Below are 16,233 nucleotides of genomic sequence, written 5' to 3'. Positions count from 1 at the left end.
TTTTGCCCTGATATTTATCGCCATTCATATTGACAAAATACATACCATTACGAATGAAACGGCCCTGCAAACTCTGGGGGTTAAGCGCCCAAACATTAACCCGAACTGACGTTATTCTAAAGTATTTGCCCCAAAAACACGCTGCCCACGTTGGAAAGATTCGTTGGTAGAGTATTCTACAATCATGCGTGCAGGGCGATCGCTTCGACTCCAAATCAGGGCGCTATCATTGCTGATATCCCCGCAGGCTATGCCATAGGGTATGCCAGGACGCATTTTTTCCGATGTAATGATAGCAGGTAGCTTGGGCGAAAACTCTTGATTGTGATAACAGATTGCTAGCTATTATGCTGCCACCTGTGAGGGCGGAACTGAGCAAAAACTGGCGACGGTTGAACTTAACTGGAGGTTGGGATTGCATAAAGTTTATGAGTTTTATTGAAGCTAAAAAGAATTAGTGAATCGCTCTACAACGAACCACCAAAACAAAATAACAAGCAGAGTTTTTTGTGTATTTCTGCAACTTTGTGGCTATTGAATAATAAATAAGTTCTACTTTGATAGACCTTTTGTTCTATACACACAAAGATTTTTCTAACAAGTAGGTAATAGAAGAAAGTATTTATTACATAGCAGAACTTACCATAGTCTTAAAATATTAATAGTAAATATTTTGTTAGCAAAAAGTTAAGATAATATGATTAATTCAGTTAAACAAAGTTCGGGGATTCCCCAAGCTTAACAAATTCCCTTAACTATATGAGCCAGATTTTACAAGCGTTTTCGATGATTTACATATTATTGGCTCAGGGGAAATTTGTAAGAGTACTCTAAATTTATAGCCAGAGTTGATTCGGGCTATAACTCCAAAATTAATTAATCTAACTCAACAGAAACATGGACAGTGAACGAATTTATCCTTGTCTTTGTTGTGGCTACATGACTCTAACTGAAAAGCCACCAGGTACGTACCTCATCTGTCCAATTTGCTTTTGGGAAGATGATGATAATGAATCAGAGTATGGCTGGGGCGGATCTAATCATGTATCTTTACGCCAAGCTCAACTTAACTTTATTGCTTTTGGTGCTTGCGAGCAAGAATGGCTGGGCTATGTACGTCGTCCTAATACTGATGATGTACGAGTTCCTAATTGGCAAACTATCGAGACTTTAGGCAAACAAGCCAGTGTAACTCTTATTGAGAAGATTACTGCTGCTTTTGATGGTGTCAAGCGTGAAGATGGCATTTCGCTACACGCAGCCAGGGCGCTTGATGACTGGCATAGTATGGAAGAGGCGCAAAAGATTGGTCGTCAAATAGATTGCGATCGCAAATGGCAGGATGTCCCCGAACAGTGGATTGCAGAGTTTTGTGATGTTTTTCCGTTCTTCGATCCTAAAGGCTTTCGCTACTATATTCCCGCTTACATGGTTTGGGCGTTAAAACATTATCAGTCTCCAAATTTAGGCTGCACAACCTATACAGTCTTTGTTCTCACTGACTCTGATGGTTATTATCGTGAGCATTTGCGGTTAGTCAACGAAGCCCAATTGCAGGTAGTAAAAGAGTTTTTAGACTTTATGGCTACCTATAGCGATTATTAAATGCATCTATTCAGCTAAACAAAGTTCGGGGATTCCCCCAAGTTTCATAACTTCCCTTACTGTCTAAGCCAGATTTTACAAGCTTTTCCACTTTCTGACACTTTGTTGGCTTAGGGGAAATTCCCTGAAATATTCTCAACATATAGATGAAACAACTAAAAATTAAATATCGCTCAGCCAATATGTTAAAACTTACCTACACCGAAAATAGCTTTAGCTTAGAATATCTGGAAGAATCTTTGGTAGATTGGGTAAATCAAAGAGTTGTACTAGCTCTGCATTCTGCAACTAATATTTACATCGAATCTAGTAACGCTGCTTTTGTTTTACCTACTGAATTATCCCGTCTGGCAAATTTAGAAAAACTAAAGCAAGAAAATATTTTAGAAATCTACCCTTGTGATGCTTCTAATACGGAAGTTATTCTCAAAGGTACTTGGATAACTTCTCATCAAGACAGTGAAACAGGTATTTTCGTCACTTCACTGAGCAAATCTGCGGAGTTATTGCTTCAGCAACTCTCACAAACAGAACAATTATGTTACGTTTGATTATTCAGTAACTCAGTCTTGCTGTTCGCGGGACTCTGGTGTGACTTCCGAAACCGAATTGTAAACTCGTCCTAGCTAGTCGTGCCGCCTTTCCCCGAACAGCACCCCAAAAAATTTAAAATTCAAATAGCGATCGCTCTCTTCATTTGTGCTGGCGATCGCTTCATGAACACTAACATCCTGTCCCGATTGGAGAAGATAGACTTCTTATAGAAGGATTTTTGCAGGTTGCATAAAAAGTCTAATCCAGGTAGGTATGGGGTAATGGTGCGTTTAAAACTTTGGCAATGGGTTGTACTAGCAACACCGATCGCTTTTATCATCACTTTTTTACTGGTAGCCGCAGGTTCTCAGATCCATGCATGGAAGATTAATTGGATTTGGGCTGTGTTCACGCTGATATTTGTTGGCTGGCGTTGGTTGCTGGTTAAATGGACTCGACCAGAGGTAGAGCAACTAGAAGCAGCATTAGCACAAGTCAGCGAAGAATTGGCATCAGTTGGAGATAGTAACCAATTACCAACAGGAAATGACGCTACTACTCAAGCCCAAACAGTCTTAAATGAAGTTTTGCAAGCAGCACAAAACGATCGCCCGATTTGGGAAGATTGGGCAACTTTCTGGACGCGATGTCAAAATCTGGTTGTGGCGATCGCTCAAATCTACCATCCTGAGGTTAAATATCCTCTATTAAATATTTACGTTACCCAAGCCTACGGGTTAATCCGGGGAACAGTAGATGACTTGGATCAATGGATACAAAAGCTATCACCAGCCCTCAATCAGGTGACAGTTGGACAAGCTTACCAAGCATACAAAGTCTACCGGAAACTGGAACCATCCGCTCGGAAACTATTTAAAGCTTGGAACTGGGCACAATGGCTATTAAATCCGGCGGCGGCTGTGGCAAAAAAAGCTAGTCAACGCTACACCAGCCAAGCTAATCAGGAATTGCTGATAAATTTAAGCCAAATGCTGCGGGAAGCTGCTTTGCGGAATTTGTGCCGACAAGCGATCGCTCTTTATAGTGGTAGTACTTTACCAACTGCTGAATTTTCTTCCCCAACTCCGACGCTACCTAAAGTTAAAACCCAAACCCTACGAGACATCTTAGCCCAAGCAGAACCGGCGGCAGCAGTTGCTCAAAAACCGGTGAATATTCTGCTTGTAGGGCGCACAGGTTCGGGAAAAAGCAGTTTAATTAACACTTTATTTCAGTCAGAACTAGCAGCGGTTGATGTTTTGCCTAGTACCGATCAAATTCAAAGTTACCAATGGCAGGCTTCCAGTAAAGAAAGCCTGACACTTTGGGATACTCCAGGTTATGAGCAAGTCAACCGTGCTGATTTTCGAGAACTAGTTTTAGACTATGCCACAAAAACAGATTTACTATTGTTAGTCACACCTGCGCTCGATCCGGCGCTGCAAATGGATGTAGACTTTCTCAAAGATATGAAGGCGGAAGTTAAAGATCTGCCTGTAATTACTATAGTTACCCAAGTAGATCGTCTGCGTCCTATCCGCGAATGGCAACCTCCCTATAACTGGGAATGGGGCGATCGCCCGAAGGAAATCTCGATTCGGGAAGCGACACAGTATCGGGTGCAATTGTTAGGCGATTTTTCTAAGTTAGTTTTGCCTGTAGTAACAGCTGATAGCAAAACTCATCGATCTGCTTGGGGAATAGAAACTTTATCTTTAGGATTAGTAGATGCGATCGCGCCTGCTAAACAACTCCGCCTAGCTCGTTTTTTACGTAACCTGGAAGCCCGTACTGTTGCGGCTGCGAAAATTATCGACAACTACACCTTCCAAATGGCGACAACTCAAGGACTGACATCACTGCTCAAAAGTCCCGTCCTTCAGTTTATTTCCACCATATCAACCGGCTCTCCTACTCTGGCATATCTGCTAGCAGAAAAAATTCCCGTGGAACAGTTGCCGGTTGTGATTGGTAAGCTGCAAATGGCTTATGAGCTTTTTTCTTTATTAAATACAGGTGACTCTAGCAAACCCAACTTTGATTTGCTAGCCCTCTGGCCCTTGTTGTTGGAAAATACTACCCCAAGCGATCGCAACGCTTGGGCTTTTGGTCATGCTTTAGTTGAATACTGGACTCAAAACCTCACAATTGAACAACTCCAAGAGCGCTTTAATTACTATTTACAGCAGGCGTGATTCAGTGTTTAATCAGTCGTATTGAGATTCCTGCAACAACTTGTTGGATTGTAGAAACATTGCATAGAAAGTCTCTACAATCCAAAATCAAGGCAGCTAGTTAAATGCGCTGTACTCCCGGGCGGCCGTTTTCAACTATGAATGAAGCACGGTTGCTAATTGTACCAAATGGAGTTGTGACGTTTGATAGCACCAGGTAGTCCGACTTCCAGGTGGTGGGAGTTAGGGAACAGCGGACATAGCCGCGTTGATTATTGAAGAACTTAATATGGGGATTTTCTGGTAGGTAAGCTTCAACAGCAGGGCTTGAGTCTGAGCCATTACCACCAGAGCTAATTGAGGTACCAACGAATTCACTGCCAACTGTAGCGGAGTTTGGGTCATTAAAGTTAGCCTTTAAATCCATTGCCCAATTGTTATGGACATCACCTGTTAAAACTACTGGATTAGATGGTTTGCGCTGTTCTAAGAAACGCATCAGGCGATCGCGGGAAGCTACATACCCATCCCACTTATCCATACTGTAAGTGCTGCCTTCGCCTGCTGTTCTGTCGATTTGAGCAACTATCACCTGTTGAGCCAGAATATTCCATGTAGCGGCTGACTTATCTAAACCGTCGTATAACCAATCCTCTTGAGCTTTGCCGGTAATAGTAGCTTGTGGATCAAGATTTGCTGGACAACGTTCTTTAGTACCATCGTCACAGGGTTGATCGGTACGATATTGACGAGTATCTAAAACATGGAATGTTGCTAGATTACCAAAATTCAATCGCCGATAAAGTTGCATATCAGAGCCTACTGGGCGCGAGAAGGGACGCAGTGGCATATGTTCGTAGTAAACCTGATAAGCAATTGCTCGCCGTTGTAGAAAAATTGCTGGATCTCGATCTGGTTCGTTATCAACTTCTGAGATGAAGTTGGCGTAGTTATTTTCAACCTCGTGGTCATCCCAAGTCACAATCCAAGGAAAGGCTGCATGAGCAGCTTGGAGATTGGTGTCTAGTTTATAGAGGGCGTGACGGTTGCGGTAATCTTCCAAGGTCAGAATTTCTGAACTATTATGTTGTCTGGGAATGGTAGGACTGAGAGGGCTGATTCCTCCCTCATAGATGTAGTCACCAACATGGACTACCAAGTCAAGGTCATCCTGAGCCATGTATTTGTAGGCAGTATAGTATCCCTGTTGATAGTTTTGGCAGTTTGCTAGTGCGAACTTCAATCTATTTGAGTTGCTACCTAATTTTGGAGCAGTACGAGTTCGGCCAATTGGACTAGCTTCGTTGCCTACAATAAACCGATACCAGTACCAAGTATCAGGTGAGAGTCCTTCAACTACTACCCGAACTGAGTGAGCCAATTCTGGCGTTGCCAGTTCTGTACCTCTGGACAAAATCCGCTTCATGTTGGGGTCGGTTGCTACTTCCCAGCGAATTGGCACATTCACAGCTCGCATTCCACCTCCATTTAACGGTTCGGGCGCTAGACGAGTCCATAAAACTACGCTGGTGTCATCAGGATCGCCTGATGCCACACCCAATTTAAAAGGATAATCAGAAAATCTGCCTGTGGCGATCGCACGTTGATGAGAAAATTGGCTAGTGATCGCTAAACCAGTAAATGCTCCTGCCCCAATGATCAGGTTGCGTCGCTTGATGGGATTGTGTAGCAACCGCTCAAAGTTCTCGTACTTTACCATCTTCCTTTATCCCTGAATAAATAGGTCTAATGAAAGCAGAGAAACATATGACACCATAAAAACAGGGCAATGATAGGCAAATCCTATCAAAGAAACCCTTGCTAAATCAGGCTTTAACAACCTGATTTCCTGCTAATTTTAATGTGTCAGATATTACTTTGCTTGACCAAAATTACTGGGTAGACATTAATTCTGTACAAAGGAAGAGTTAATTTTAACTTAACTTTTCTATATTAGCAATTCATGCTAAATAACGGCTTTAATATGTTAGAGCTTTCCAAAAAATAAATTATTCAATTCTTGCATCTAATACACCTATCAGATTCTTCTTCCCTTGTTTCCAAGGCGATAGGGCATTTTTTTGGTTGGAAGTTCCTTACTATTCCCTATTAACTTTTAATCCAGATTTTTGATAATCAATTTTCTCTATCTGCTTATTTGCTATCTATTAAATTAGAAACTGCTCTTGCTGAATGTTGAGTCAAGAGCAGTTTTAAAGTTATTATGCTTGATGATTAGTGATACCCCGAGTAAAAATCTAGGCATCTTCAAGTTCAAATTGGGCCACGGTAATCGCATTAAAAGCAAAAGCTAATACTAATGGCATAGGGCACTTAAAGAAGACCGTAGATATTACAGCTATTATTGTGCCAATTATTGCTGACATAGACCAAAATCTTTCTTCAACAGTTAGCCCTTTTTCAGCTTTAATCAATCTGAGCACGTGCATTGGAATTGGTTCAGGCATTACACCGCCTGGAGGAAAAGCCCAGTAGTTATTGCGCCGCTCGACAAATAAATCTGTCCAGCCATTTTCTAGGCACCATGCCTCAATCCATTCGATAGCGTAATGATTCATCATCGGGTTGCTAGTGTAACTTGTTGAATTTGTGTAGTTCTGTGAATATAAATACCTAGAAGAATCAACAGCAGTTATCTAACTGCTATAAACTTAAGGCTGACTCTCCACATAAACAAAGCTTTATAAGCATTTACGACTTATATATAAATACACTCAAACAATGCTTAGCTTAATTACAAGACTAACAGCCGATTGAGGCTGGTTAAATCAAAATACAATAATCTTAACCAGGAGCTAAATAAGTAAACTATTGTAAATAGCTCTATAGGTGGTTGCTGAAATCTAAAATAGTTATAAAAAAAAATATATATTCTAAAAATCTATTTCTTAAGTCAAGAATTGTAAATAATAAATCGGTGATTGCTTGTAGGTGAGCGATTATCTCAACCCGATAATTTTAAAACGGTTACTAAAGCAATATTTTAATATTTTAGTTATCTGCTGAATGGTGTATTTTAGTGATGCCTAAAGATTGTAACGAAAGATTAAGCGAGCGCTAGTTAATCTCTCTCCATTCAATTTTGTAGTCAGATATTTTAGTCTCCTTGGCTATGCCTAGATGACTCTTGTCGAAATGCGATAAGCTAAAAGGCAGTAAGCATGAACTGCGTATACCACTGCGTATGAAACAGAGACTAGAGAGCAGGGACAAAAGGCTAATATTTTTTACTCAGCACTCAGCACTCTTTCAACTCAGTGACTAGACACCAAATGAGCTAGCGGATATGTTTTGGCGGCAAGGGTTGGCATTAATTTTGGGGATGATTGTATTTTTCATTGCTTCCCCTGCACTGGCAGATTGGACTCATCCGCTGTCATTTAGCAATGCAGAGTTAACAAGACGTGATTTTTCGGGACAAAGTTTACAAGCAGCAGAGTTTTCTAATGCCAATTTAGAACTGGTTAACTTTGCAGGTGCGGATTTGCGGGGAGCAGTTTTGAGTGCTTCGGTGATGACACAAGCAAATTTGCACGGAGCAGACTTAACCAATGCAATGGTAGATCAGGTAAATTTAACTGGATCTGATTTAAGCGATGCTGTTTTAAAAGAAACCCTTTTATTACGTGCAATTTTTACTAATGTGAACATCAGCAGTGCAGATTTCACTGATGCCGTTTTGGATAAGGCCCAAATCAAAGAACTGTGCGACAAAGCCAGCGGTGTCAATTCCAAGACTGGTGTGCAAACTCGTGATTCTTTAGGATGTCAATGAAGCGTGTTGGTATAATTGGTGGCGGGCAACTGGCCTGGATGATGGGGGATGGGGCAAAGAAGTTAGGCTTGGAATTAATAGTACAAACTCCCAGTAGCCAAGATCCAGCAGTAAGTATTGCTCAGGAAACAGTTTTTGCGCCCGTTGATGACGCTGCTGCTACAGAGGTTTTAGCCAAAAAATGTGATGTCATCACCTTTGAAAACGAGTTTGTCAACTTAGAAGCTTTATCTGTCTTAGAAAATCAAGGTGTTTGTTTTCGCCCCAGATTAGCTGCTTTGGCTCCCCTGTTAGATAAATATCACCAGCGTTGCTATTTACAAGAATTGGGATTACCAGTTCCTCATTTTTTTGCGCTAGATAATACTGTCCAACCGGAAGAACTGCAATCTAAAATCGAACATTTGGGTTTTCCTGTAGTCCTCAAAGCCCGACGCCACGGTTATGATGGCCAAGGTACTTTTATCGTTAAGGATTGGGCTAGTTTACAACAAAAGCTAGCTGGCTTTAGTACACAAAAAACTGTCAATCAACCACTATTTTTAATAGAGGAATTTGTACCATTTGAAAGAGAGTTGGCGGTAATTGCAGCTCGTTCTGTGGATGGAGAGGTAGTTACATACCCAGTTGTCGAAACTCAACAAGAACAACAGGTGTGCCGACGAGTGATTGCACCAGCAGAGATTACAGTCAATCACGCGGTAGAAATAGACGCGATCGCACACACTTTATTAAATAATCTAGACGTGGTGGGTGTTTTTGGCATTGAGCTATTTCTGACCACAGATGGTAGAGTCTTAGTCAATGAAATTGCCCCCCGTACCCACAATTCTGGACACTTTTCCCTAGACGCTTGCGAAACCTCCCAGTTTGAACAGCACCTAAGAGCAGTTTGTGGTTTACCTTTGGGTAATCTTGCTTTCAAGACTCCTAGTGCTGTGATGGTTAACCTTCTCGGTTACGAAAATTCTCAAAGCGACTATCAAAGCAAACGCCAACAAATAGCAGAAATTCCCCAATCATACATCCACTGGTACGGCAAGACAGAATCCCGCCCTGGGCGTAAGCTAGGACACGTCACCGTTTTACTCGATAGCCAAAATCGAGATGCGGCAATTGCGATCGCTCGTACCATAGAATCTATCTGGTATCCCGGTTGAATTTGCTAGAAAATTTTTATATTGAGCACACAACAAGTTTTGAAGGCTATAATGAGTTAGTTGCACTACGACGTTGGTGACTGCCATCAAGTTTTTTGATCTATGTCTTTAAAGAAAAGGGAATCAAGAGTTCTCGTGGCAGTAGACCGGGCAAGTACCCGGAAACTTTAAACGAGAGATTTAGATACCCACCTGGTTTAACCAGGTCATAAACTTAGGTAAAACGGCGTCGCGGTGAACTCAAAAATTTTTAGCTCCTAAAGTTAAGTTCAACTTTGGGAGCTTTAATTATTTAATATAGAAAGATAAATTTTTTAAATAACTTCACCGTCAAGATTTCATCATCCACACATCAAATCGCAAATTATATGAAGAATCAGCAATAGCCGTCCATCAAAACCAAATCTGTATAAATTGATTCTGAATTAGCTACTCTTCAGAGTTAATATTGCAAAATTACGTTAAATTGTGGTTAAAGCTACAAAAAATTGTCAAAACAACAACTTATTGATTCCGTGTTCCCAGCCTCGGTTTTCCATCTAGACAATGGTTTAACGTTCATTCATCAAGAGATTCCAACTACACCTGTAGTTGTGGCTGATGTTTGGGTGCGTGCTGGAGCGACCCTAGAGCCAGAACCTTGGTTTGGTATGGCTCACTTTTTAGAACACATGATCTTTAAAGGTACAGCGACATTAGCGCCTGGGGTCTTTGATTATAACATCGAAAATAAAGGTGGAGTGAGTAATGCAGCTACAAGCTATGATTATGCCCATTATTCCCTCACCACAGCTGCTCCTTACCTGCAAGAGACTTTACCGCATTTAGGGGATCTGTTGCTGAATGCAGCAATTCCAGAGGATGAATTTAGCCGCGAACGGGATGTGGTGCTAGAGGAAATTCGCTCTTATCATGACGACCCAGATTGGTTAGGATTTCAGTCTCTAATTCAGAGCGTTTATCAGGATCACCCTTACGGACGTTCAGTGCTGGGTACAGAGCAAGAACTCATGCAGCACTCCCCAGAGGCTATGCGCTGTTTTCACCGTGCCCATTACCAACCAGAAAATATGACGGTGGTAATTGTCGGGGGAATTAATCAACACTCAGCCTTCGATTTGGTAAATTGCTCATTTGGAAATTTTGCCGAACGCTTTGATTGTCCTCTGTCACAAAAAAGCCAAGAGCCAGTTATCCAAGGAATTCACCGTCAAGAACTGCATTTACCAAGATTAGAGCAAGGGCGGTTGCTGATGGCATGGCTAGCACCAGGAGTAGAACAACTCCGTACTGCCTATGGTTTAGATTTGCTCTCGGTGTTACTAGCGGAAGGAAGAACCTCACGCTTAGTGCGTGATTTGCGGGAAGAACGGCAATTAGTACAAGGTATTTGTAGCAATTTTGCCTTACAACGGGAATCGAGTTTATTTACGATTACGGCTTGGGTTGAACCAGAAAATCTAGAGAAAGTTGAGTTTTTGATTCGCGCTCACTTGGAAGATTTGCAGAATACACCAATCAGCCCGCAGGAACTTGCCCGCACGCGCAGGCTGCTATGTAATGAGTATGCTTTTTCCACAGAGACGCCAAATCAACTCACTGGGCTTTATGGCTACTACAATACGATCGCCCAAGCAGAATTAGCAGTTACATATCCTCAACAAGTTTTATCTTTTGATGCCCAAGAACTGCAACAATTAGCTAAACAGTATCTTTCACCCCAAAATTACGCTGTTACTATCCTTAAACCCTGTTAGTCATTGGTCATTAGCTAAGGACTGTTGATTATTGACTGCTTCATTTCTTGACTAATGACTCAAACCGTGAACCCATCTCTATCTCATTCTCCGATCCACCGTACTGTATTGAACAATGGCATTGTCGTATTGGTAGCAGAAAATCCTGCGGCAGATATCATTGCAGCCCGAATTTTTGTCCGTGCTGGAAGTTGTGCCGAAAACCGGGAACAGGCCGGACTGGCACATCTACTCTCAGCAGTCATGACAAAAGGATGCGATGGACTCTCCAGCTTAGAAATTGCTGAAAGAGTCGAATCAGTCGGGGCAAGTTTAAGTACTGATACCGCCAATGATTATTTTTTGCTGTCGCTGAAAACTGTCACCTCAGATTTTCAGGAAATATTAGCATTGGCAGGATTGATTTTGCGATCGCCTACATTTCCTGAAACCCAAGTCGAACTTGAACGGCGTTTAGCACTACAAGATATTCGCTCTCAAAAAGAGCAACCGTTTACCATTGCCTTCGACCAACTGCGCCAGGCAATGTACCAAAATCATCCCTACGCAATGTCGGTACTGGGTGATGAAACAACTATGAACCGCTTAACTGGTGCGGACTTAGTTAATTATCATCAGACTCATTTTCGTCCAGATAATGTAGTAATTAGTATTGCTGGACGAATTACATCAGTTGATGCTGTGAAACTGGTAGAAGAAGTGTTTGGTGATTGGCAATCTCCATCCGAAAAGTCACCAATATTGAATCTGCCTGAAATTCAAGTGCAACCCCAGCCCCAGCTTCAGCCTCTACAGACACAGCAATCCATCGTCATGCTCGGTTACTTGGGACCAGCAGTCAATTCTCCTGATTATGCCGCCTTGAAATTGCTGTCTACCTACTTGGGTAATGGGCTTTCTAGCCGCTTGTTCGTGGAATTGCGCGAAAAGCAAGGCTTAGCTTATGAAGTATCTGCATTCTATCCCACCAGGCTGTATCCGGCATCGTTTGTAGTTTACATGGGTACAGCGCCAGAAAATACCAGTATTGCGCTCCAAGGGCTATGGAAAGAAGTAGATTTACTATGTAGTACTGAGATATCCGCCGACGCACTCCAAGCTGCAAAGAACAAGATATTAGGACAATACGCCCTGGGTAAACAAACTAACGGGCAAATTGCTCAGATATATGGTTGGTATGAAACTTTGGGGTTGGGAATTGACTTTGACCGCAATTTTCAGGAGCTAATTGCCGCTGTGAATGTAGCCGATGCGATGGCAGCAGCTTGCCGATATTTACAGGAACCTTACTTGTCTTTAGTGGGTCCGGAAGAAGCAATTAATAGTGCAATTGCTTAGTTTGTTCGTAAGAAAAAGGCACCTGCTTTTTTCTATGCTCAAGCGGCTGTACTATTAGCATCAGAAGATTCCGGTGGCATGTACCATGAAAGGCAGCTTATCAGTAAGTATCTTGAGCTACTTAGATTTCCTAAAACCTTTTCTCTTCTTAAGTACCAACAAGTTTAATTGGTTAGTTTTGTTTGCTTCTGTGCCTGTGTTTATTGCTACCTCTGCCGTGGTAACAATTGCAGCGCCACAGATAATCTCCCAAGCAAGTCCGGCAGTGAACATTAACCGCCCTACCCTAAGTATTGGTAGTCAAGGAGAACGTGTGTCTGAACTTCAGGCAGCGCTGAAATTGTTGGGCTTTTACACAGGTGCAGTGGATGGGATTTATAACAACACTACCGCTAGTGCCGTTTCTCGGTTTAAGCAGGCAGCTGGTTTGAATCCAGACGGTATTGTTGATCAGATTACTTGGCAAAGATTATTCCCCAGCCAACCAATAGCGGCATCGACAGTTCCTGCACCTAAGCCAACCTCTAACTCAAAACCGACAGTAATTCTTCCTGCCCAACCGAACAACATTAGGAGAACTACGACTGCTTCTAGACCTGAGCCAAGACCTGCCCAGCCAAGACAGACTACAAATCCCAAGCCACAAAAGACTACAGTTCGGACTACAACAACTCGGACTACACCAACTAGTACTCCACAAATCCCTCGTTTTGAACGTACTCCTGGTATTCAATACACTACAGAAGGATTACCAATTTTGCGTTTAGGGAACCGTGGGTCTGAAGTAGGCAAATTGCAAGAAGTTTTGAAAAAACTGGGTTTCCTGGACAGTGATGTAGATGGAGACTTTGGTCCAACAACAGAAGCAGCAGTAAAAGCTGCACAAAGCCGCTATGGTCTGGAGGCTGATGGCGTAGCTGGTGGCGGTACATGGGAGGTACTTCTGGGGCGATTACAGCGTCAGCGTTAGATTAATATGCAGTCATAGCTGAGGGTAGGTGTGATACTTGTCATGCTTAGTTTCTTTTCTGCTTTCTAGCTTGAATAAGGGTGTAGGGAATATTCCTTTTTTATGCTTGGTTGTGGGATTTTCCTGTGATTGACAGGCTCGAAAAAGCTGGGGGGATGAAAATAATTTTTCATCGAGCCTGCCTTCTGACAAAGCTAGAAACAGAGCTACAACCGAGGGATAATTTAAACTTCCTGCAAATTTCTCTAAAATAGCTTGCTTATGAAACACTTTTTCTTAACTTGGCTCGGTACTGCCGTAGCTTTATTGATCACTTCTAAAATCGTTGATGGATTCGAGATTAAGAGTTTTGTGGCGGCGCTTGTCGCGGCTGTTGTTATCGGGCTAGTTAATGCCTTTATTCGACCAATTTTGCGTGTTCTAGCATTTCCAATTACCTTACTCACCTTTGGTTTATTTACATTTATTATCAATGCTGTAACTCTTTGGTTAGCTAGTGCGCTCACTCCTGGTTCTGGTTTTGAGATTAAAGGTTTCTTACCTGCTTTGTTGGGATCGATTGTGCTAGCGATTGTTTCTAGCGTAATTAACTATTTTCTGAGAGTGGTTGAATAACACTCGCCATTTTTTCAGAGCCTTGAGCAACGGCTATCGTAACTGCTCCTGGTTCCCCCTGTAACCGAAAAATTTGTTTAGGAACTAAGCACCTTACTTCTACAGATGTTAAAGACGGAGTGAGGTTAAATGAACTTGCGTTCAGTTTAAAAGACTGATGAGTTGAACTGATCTCATTTACGATGTTTGTTTGCCACTCGACATCAGAAGCGGCAAGAATCGCAGCGGCTTCCGCTACGCTAGAAGTTCCCATTACTTGCTCGATGATTTTGGATGGGTTAGGCACACAAACCAGACGAAGCATTTCCGCTGGGAAAGTTTTTAAAGAAAAATTGCGTAACCGACAAAGTTCTACTAAACCCACTTCTAAAGCTTTATAGTCGATGGTAGCAATACCTGCGATCGCACTTTGGTTGAGTTGATTTTCTTTGAACACCTGCTGAATTGCCTTTTCAATCAACTGTGTTGATGCACCTCGCTGACAACCAATTCCTACCCAAAAAACTTTTTCATTCACTATCAGCTTACTCTCCAATTAAATTTAAAATTTTTATTTTTTCTCTAAATTCCAGGAATAAGCGTGAATTAACCTTTTTGTATGAGTTGTATACTTTCAGGTTCAGTATTATACATAAAAACTGATCGTTAGAATACTTTTACTGAAAATGAAAAACTATATATTGTGTACATCTAGCACAGTAGGAAACGCCGAGGGAGAGACAAGGTAAAAGGTAAATGTCCTGATTAATCTTTAGTTCATTAGTATGCTTGAGGCGCAAGCATTTTACCTTCTCTATCTTGGTGTTTCAATTTCTTCCTTCTTCGTTGCAGCATATTTTTCAAAGTTGCGGCGGAGTTTTGCTCTCTTCATTATTGCTTAAAAGTTTTAATCGGAAATTGGCTATTTTAGCTTTCTTTTAAACAAGATTGAAAACTTCATATAATCTTTGATAAATCTAATTTTTGATAATTGAGAATTTCTTTTAAAAACATCCTTTATTTATCTAATCCTTATAACTTTAGTATTAATAAACACCAATATAAATACAGGAATTTGTTCCATCATTTAGATACGCAAAGAATAAAAATTCATTGAGCAGTAAATCTTAAGACTAGAAGTATGCTCTCCAAGGAAAGTTCAGTTTTTTAGCGCCAGTGTCAAACCATCCCCAATGGGTATCAGACTCAGAGTAATCCGCTGGTCTTGATGTAACTTTTGATTAAAGGTGCGAATTTTGCGGGTTCTGTTATCCTGCACTTGCGGATCGGCAACTCTTCCCGACCAGAAGACATTATCAATCGCAATTAGTCCACCCGCACGTACCAGTTGCAGTGATCGCTCATAATAAGCATCATAGTTGCTTTTGTCAGCGTCAATAAACGCAAAATCAAAGGTTTCGGCTTCACCTGCTGCTAGCAAACTATCCAAAGTCTCTAAAGCTGGGGCAATATGCAGGTCAATTTTATTTGCCACCCCTGCTTGCTGCCAATAACGCCGAGCGATCGCTGTAAACTCTTCGTTCACATCACAGGCTACCACCTTGCCATCATTGGGTAAAGCTAAAGCCACCACCAGCGTACTATATCCCGTAAATACTCCTAACTCTAAAGTTTTTTTAGCACCTAATAATTGCATCAACAATGCCATAAATTGTCCCTGTTCAGGAGCAATTTGCATCCTAGCCATCGGATGCTGGGCTGTTTCTTGGCGCAATTGAGCCAGGATTTCTGATTCTCGCAAAGAGACAGAAAGTAAATAATTATAAAGATGTGGTTCGAGTCCCAGAGTTTGATTTGTCATAAAAAGTGTAACTTTGGTTAAGCGATCGCTGCTCACTGACTATGCCAAACCTTAAAGATGATCACAATGCCTTGCGTGAAGTGTTAACCCATGCCAAAGCGATCGCTGTAGTTGGTCATTCGGATAAACGCGATCGCACCAGCTATCAGATCGCCCAATTTTTGAGGCGAGTAGGTTACATCGTCTATCCCGTTAACCCATTAGTTAAAGAAATTGATGGTCAGCCTTGCTATCCTTCCCTGAGGGAAATTCCAGATAGTGTAGATATTGTTAATATCTTTCGTCGTTCTGAGTATCTACCAGAAATTATAGAAACAGCAATTTCCATTAATGCTAAGACTGTGTGGGCACAATTAGGTATCTCAGATCAAGCATCAGCACAAAAAGCTTTAGATGCTGGGTTAAACGTCATCATGGATGCTTGTATCAAAGTTGAGTATCTGCGGCTGGATGTAGGCAATACTAGAGGTGAGTAATAGTATC

At 41.7% G+C, this 16,233-nt stretch carries 15 protein-coding genes and 1 other RNA gene; 11 read left to right on the top strand and 5 right to left on the bottom strand.

From position 1 onward, the window contains the following. Positions 1-111: 111 nt before the first annotated feature. Positions 112-276 (bottom strand): PhoD-like phosphatase N-terminal domain-containing protein, encoded by a 165-nt coding sequence (locus tag BV372_RS37495; protein WP_256973146.1) that lies wholly within the window; start codon positions 274-276, stop codon positions 112-114. Positions 277-897: 621 nt separating this feature from the next. On the opposite strand from BV372_RS37495, the gene BV372_RS10065 reads away from it, so the two are divergent. From BV372_RS10065 to BV372_RS10055, 3 genes are all read left to right on the top strand, one after another. Continuing rightward, entirely contained in the window at positions 898-1,605 is a 708-nt protein-coding gene (locus BV372_RS10065; RefSeq protein ID WP_086686367.1) for a DUF6714 family protein, read from the top strand. A 146-nt stretch (positions 1,606-1,751) separates the two neighbouring features. Beyond that, positions 1,752-2,156: an alr0857 family protein gene (locus BV372_RS10060; protein WP_306298963.1), complete on the top strand. Its 405-nt coding sequence runs from the start codon at positions 1,752-1,754 to the stop codon at positions 2,154-2,156. 264 nt (positions 2,157-2,420) lie between these two features. Next, positions 2,421-4,334, top strand: coding sequence for a GTPase family protein (locus BV372_RS10055; protein ID WP_086686365.1), 1,914 nt, complete (start codon positions 2,421-2,423; stop codon positions 4,332-4,334). Positions 4,335-4,434: 100 nt separating this feature from the next. On the opposite strand, the gene BV372_RS10050 is transcribed toward BV372_RS10055, so the two are convergent. Both BV372_RS10050 and BV372_RS10045 read right to left on the bottom strand, forming a co-directional pair. Further along, positions 4,435-6,033 carry an alkaline phosphatase gene (locus BV372_RS10050; RefSeq protein ID WP_086686364.1) on the bottom strand — a complete coding sequence of 533 codons (1,599 nt, stop codon included), beginning with the start codon at positions 6,031-6,033 and terminating at the stop codon, positions 4,435-4,437. 538 nt (positions 6,034-6,571) lie between these two features. Beyond that, a complete protein-coding gene (locus tag BV372_RS10045; RefSeq protein WP_179198038.1) occupies positions 6,572-6,895 on the bottom strand; it encodes a hypothetical protein in 324 nt (107 codons plus the stop codon). Between the two features lie 725 nt (positions 6,896-7,620). Here BV372_RS10045 and BV372_RS10040 point away from each other — a divergent pair. The 7 genes from BV372_RS10040 to BV372_RS10010 all read left to right on the top strand — a co-directional run bounded on the left by BV372_RS10040 (position 7,621) and on the right by BV372_RS10010 (position 13,949). Continuing rightward, positions 7,621-8,109, top strand: a complete 489-nt coding sequence (locus tag BV372_RS10040; protein ID WP_086686361.1) for a pentapeptide repeat-containing protein — start codon at positions 7,621-7,623, stop codon at positions 8,107-8,109. Next, positions 8,106-9,269: a 5-(carboxyamino)imidazole ribonucleotide synthase gene (locus tag BV372_RS10035; RefSeq protein ID WP_086686359.1), complete on the top strand. Its 1,164-nt coding sequence runs from the start codon at positions 8,106-8,108 to the stop codon at positions 9,267-9,269. Before BV372_RS10040 ends, BV372_RS10035 begins: the two co-directional genes overlap by 4 nt. Positions 9,270-9,328: 59 nt before the next feature. After that, positions 9,329-9,511, top strand: a non-coding RNA gene (ssrS, locus tag BV372_RS10030) — 6S RNA. A 273-nt stretch (positions 9,512-9,784) separates the two neighbouring features. Next, positions 9,785-11,026: a pitrilysin family protein gene (locus BV372_RS10025; protein WP_086686357.1), complete on the top strand. Its 1,242-nt coding sequence runs from the start codon at positions 9,785-9,787 to the stop codon at positions 11,024-11,026. A 54-nt stretch (positions 11,027-11,080) separates the two neighbouring features. Beyond that, positions 11,081-12,364 (top strand): pitrilysin family protein, encoded by a 1,284-nt coding sequence (locus BV372_RS10020; protein ID WP_086686355.1) that lies wholly within the window; start codon positions 11,081-11,083, stop codon positions 12,362-12,364. Between the two features lie 85 nt (positions 12,365-12,449). Further along, the gene (locus BV372_RS10015) at positions 12,450-13,334 is read left to right on the top strand and encodes a peptidoglycan-binding protein (RefSeq protein WP_086686353.1); all 885 of its coding nucleotides are present in this window, start codon (positions 12,450-12,452) and stop codon (positions 13,332-13,334) included. Between the two features lie 261 nt (positions 13,335-13,595). Beyond that, positions 13,596-13,949 (top strand): phage holin family protein, encoded by a 354-nt coding sequence (locus BV372_RS10010; protein WP_086686351.1) that lies wholly within the window; start codon positions 13,596-13,598, stop codon positions 13,947-13,949. On the opposite strand, the gene BV372_RS10005 is transcribed toward BV372_RS10010, so the two are convergent. Then, positions 13,921-14,466 (bottom strand): cobalamin biosynthesis protein, encoded by a 546-nt coding sequence (locus tag BV372_RS10005; protein ID WP_256973145.1) that lies wholly within the window; start codon positions 14,464-14,466, stop codon positions 13,921-13,923. The genes BV372_RS10010 and BV372_RS10005 overlap by 29 nt on opposite strands. Before the next feature lie 621 nt (positions 14,467-15,087). After that, positions 15,088-15,750, bottom strand: coding sequence for a class I SAM-dependent methyltransferase (locus tag BV372_RS10000; protein WP_086686348.1), 663 nt, complete (start codon positions 15,748-15,750; stop codon positions 15,088-15,090). Positions 15,751-15,791: 41 nt separating this feature from the next. Between BV372_RS10000 and BV372_RS09995 the strand changes: the two genes are divergently transcribed. After that, positions 15,792-16,226, top strand: coding sequence for a CoA-binding protein (locus BV372_RS09995; protein ID WP_086686346.1), 435 nt, complete (start codon positions 15,792-15,794; stop codon positions 16,224-16,226). The last annotated feature ends 7 nt before the right edge of the window (positions 16,227-16,233 follow it).

Origin of the sequence: Nostoc sp. T09 (genome assembly GCF_002154695.1) — a bacterium.
GTDB lineage: Bacteria > Cyanobacteriota > Cyanobacteriia > Cyanobacteriales > Nostocaceae > Aulosira.
This window is presented reverse-complemented; position numbering and strand designations above follow the sequence as displayed.